Annotated in this window: 2 protein-coding genes; both read left to right on the plus strand. The window is 73.3% G+C overall.

What is annotated here, in order from left to right; all coding sequences use genetic code 11:
- Window positions 1-328 precede the first annotated feature (328 nt).
- Window positions 329-847 (plus strand): DUF2617 family protein, encoded by a 519-nt coding sequence (locus CCN51_RS49740; RefSeq protein WP_014178254.1) that lies wholly within the window; start codon window positions 329-331, stop codon window positions 845-847.
- Between the two features lie 98 nt (window positions 848-945).
- The coding region (locus CCN51_RS49745; RefSeq protein ID WP_170061380.1) for a polyamine aminopropyltransferase at window positions 946-2,513 on the plus strand (1,568 nt) is incomplete at its 3' end.

The raw sequence follows: 2,513 nt of genomic DNA on the forward strand, positions 1-2,513 counted from the left end.
CGGCGGAGGTGGTGGCTGCGGAGGGGGCAGCTGACTCACGGGGGGTCGGCTTCTCCATCCGCCCCGTGCGCCCGGCGTGCCAAGGCACGCCGGGCGCACGGCTGTTGAGCGCCAGTGCCTATTGAACACATGAACTGATAGGCGCCCGCAGGGGTGGAAACCTGGCGAAGATGGGTAAAAACGATGTGGCGCGCGCTCATTCCATGATTCCGTATACCACCGACCACGGACCCCGCGTGAGCCCGAGTCGGCGCATCCGAACGCGCCCGGCTCACGTCGGGGCGGGCCGGCCCATCTCTTCCCCCTGTGCCGTTTGCGGAGCCGACCCATGCTCACGACCCTCAAGACTGCCTACACCGACACCCGCGCCGACGACCTCGCCTGGTCCCTGGGGCGGGACCCGCTACCGGCCCTGGCCGTGCTCGATCTGCGACTGCGTGAGTTCTCCGTACAGTTGAGGCTGCTCGGGGCCTCGCATCAAGTCCTCGTAGAGGGCGAGGGCGGCTCCTGTTCGGAGACCGTGGCCTGTATGTCGGGGAACAGCACCCCGCTGCCGATGGGCGTCTCCACGGTCGTCGACGGCCGCGAGTACGAATTCGCGGCGCGCGTCGAGGAACTGTCGCGCGGTTCGTTCGCGGGGCGCGCGCAGGAACTGCTCGCGCTGGTGGCGGACCATCCACACGGGCTGGCCGGCACCTTCCCCGGCAGTCCGCACGCGTTCACGGCGATGGTCGCGCAGTGCCGTGAAGGGGCGCTGAGCTGGCGGACCTGGCACGCCTATCCGCAGGAGGGGCGGCTGGTCGCGACGCGTACATGCGTGGGGGCGCGGGTGGCGGCGGCGCTGTGAAGTCCCCTTCTGGTAGGGGGCTAGGCACGGATGAGCGGCGGGCAATGCATCCGTGTGGGTGACGGAGCATGGGTGATATGTAACGTAGCGTGCCCTTCGTGATCGATTCGCCGGTGCCCGCCGCCCCGAGTACCGCCCCGAGTTCCGCACCGGGCGCGCCGTCTCTCGCCGAGCCGGAGCGCCCGGCGAGGCTGCCCGTCCCGGCCGGGCTCGGCCGCTTCCTCGTGCTCGGCACCGTCTTCATCTGCGCCGCCTGCGGGCTCGTCTACGAGCTCGAACTGGTCGCCCTCGCCTCCTACCTGATGGGCGATTCGGTCACCCAGGCGTCCGTCGTGCTGTCGGTCATGGTCTTCGCCATGGGCCTCGGCTCGCTGCTGGCCAAGCGGCTGCGCTGCCGCGCCGCCGTCGGCTTCGGCGCGGTCGAGGCGGTCCTCGCGCTGGTCGGCGGCTGCTCGGCGATGGCGCTGTACGCGTGCTTCGTATGGTCCGGGCAGTCGCGCACCGCGCTCGTCGGCTTCTCGCTGGCGATCGGGGTGCTGATCGGCGCCGAGGTGCCGCTGCTGATGACCCTCATCCAGCGGGTGCGGCGGCAGGACGCGGGCGGCGCGGTCGCCGACCTGTTCGCGGCGGACTATGTGGGCGCGCTGGTCGGCGGGCTGGCGTTCCCGTTTCTGCTGCTGCCCGCGCTCGGCCAGCTGACCGGCGCGCTGGTGACCGGCGCGGTCAACGCGGTCGCGGGCGGGGCGCTGGTGCTGTGGCTGTTCCGCCGCGATCTGAGCGCGCGGGCGCGGTGGACGCTGGTCGTGGCCAATGTGGTGGTGCTCGCCCTGCTGGCCGCCGCCGCGGCGCTGACCCCCGCCTTCGAGCGCGCAGCCCGGCGGGCCGTGTACGGGCCGGACATACGGGTCGCCGTGCGGACCGGTGTCCAGGAGATCGTGCTGACCGGCGGCGGGGCGGACGGGCGGCCGCTGTCCCTCTTCCTCGACGGCCGGCTGCGGGTCAGCGGGCGCGATGAGCTCAGCTACCACGAGGCGCTGGTCCACCCGGCGATGGCCGGACCGCACCGGCGCGTGCTGGTGCTGGGCGGCGGCGACGGGCTCGCGGCGCGCGAGGTCCTGCGGTACGGCGGGGTCCGCTCGGTCACCGTGGTCGAAATCGACGCCGAGGTGGTGCGGCTGGCCCGCACCGACCCCGGGCTGACCGCCCTGAACGCGCACGCCTACCGCGACCCGAGGGTGCGGGTGGTCACCGCCGACGCGTTCGACTGGCTTCGCCGGGCGGACGGCGGGGCTGGCCCGTACAACTCGGCAGGCGGACCGGCCTTGTCGCGTACGCCCGGCCCGTACGACGTGGTGGTCTGCGATCTGCCCGACCCCGGCATCACGCCCAGCACCAAGCTCTACTCTCAGGAGTTCTACGGGCTGGTGGAGCGCGCGCTGGCGCCCGGCGGACGGCTCGCGGTGCACGCGGGAACGCTGAGCGCGCGCCCGCGGGCGTACTGGACGGTCGAGGCGACGGTGCGCTCGGTCGGCCTGCGGACCGCGCCGTACACGGTCGGCCGGGACCGCACCCCGGACCGCTCCCCGGGCGGGGCCGCCGCGATGCCGCAGGACTGGGGGTTCGTCCTGGCCGGGCGCGCCCCCGTACGGCTGGGCCTGCCCGGCCA

Source organism: Streptomyces milbemycinicus (assembly GCF_002154605.1).
Taxonomy (GTDB): Bacteria; Actinomycetota; Actinomycetes; order Streptomycetales; family Streptomycetaceae; genus Streptomyces; species Streptomyces milbemycinicus.

What these genes read in the sequence shown, in the direction of transcription:
- CCN51_RS49740 (WP_014178254.1), top strand. Translation starts at nt 329, where the DNA reads ATGCTCACGACCCTCAAGACTGCCTACACCGACACCCGCGCCGACGAC.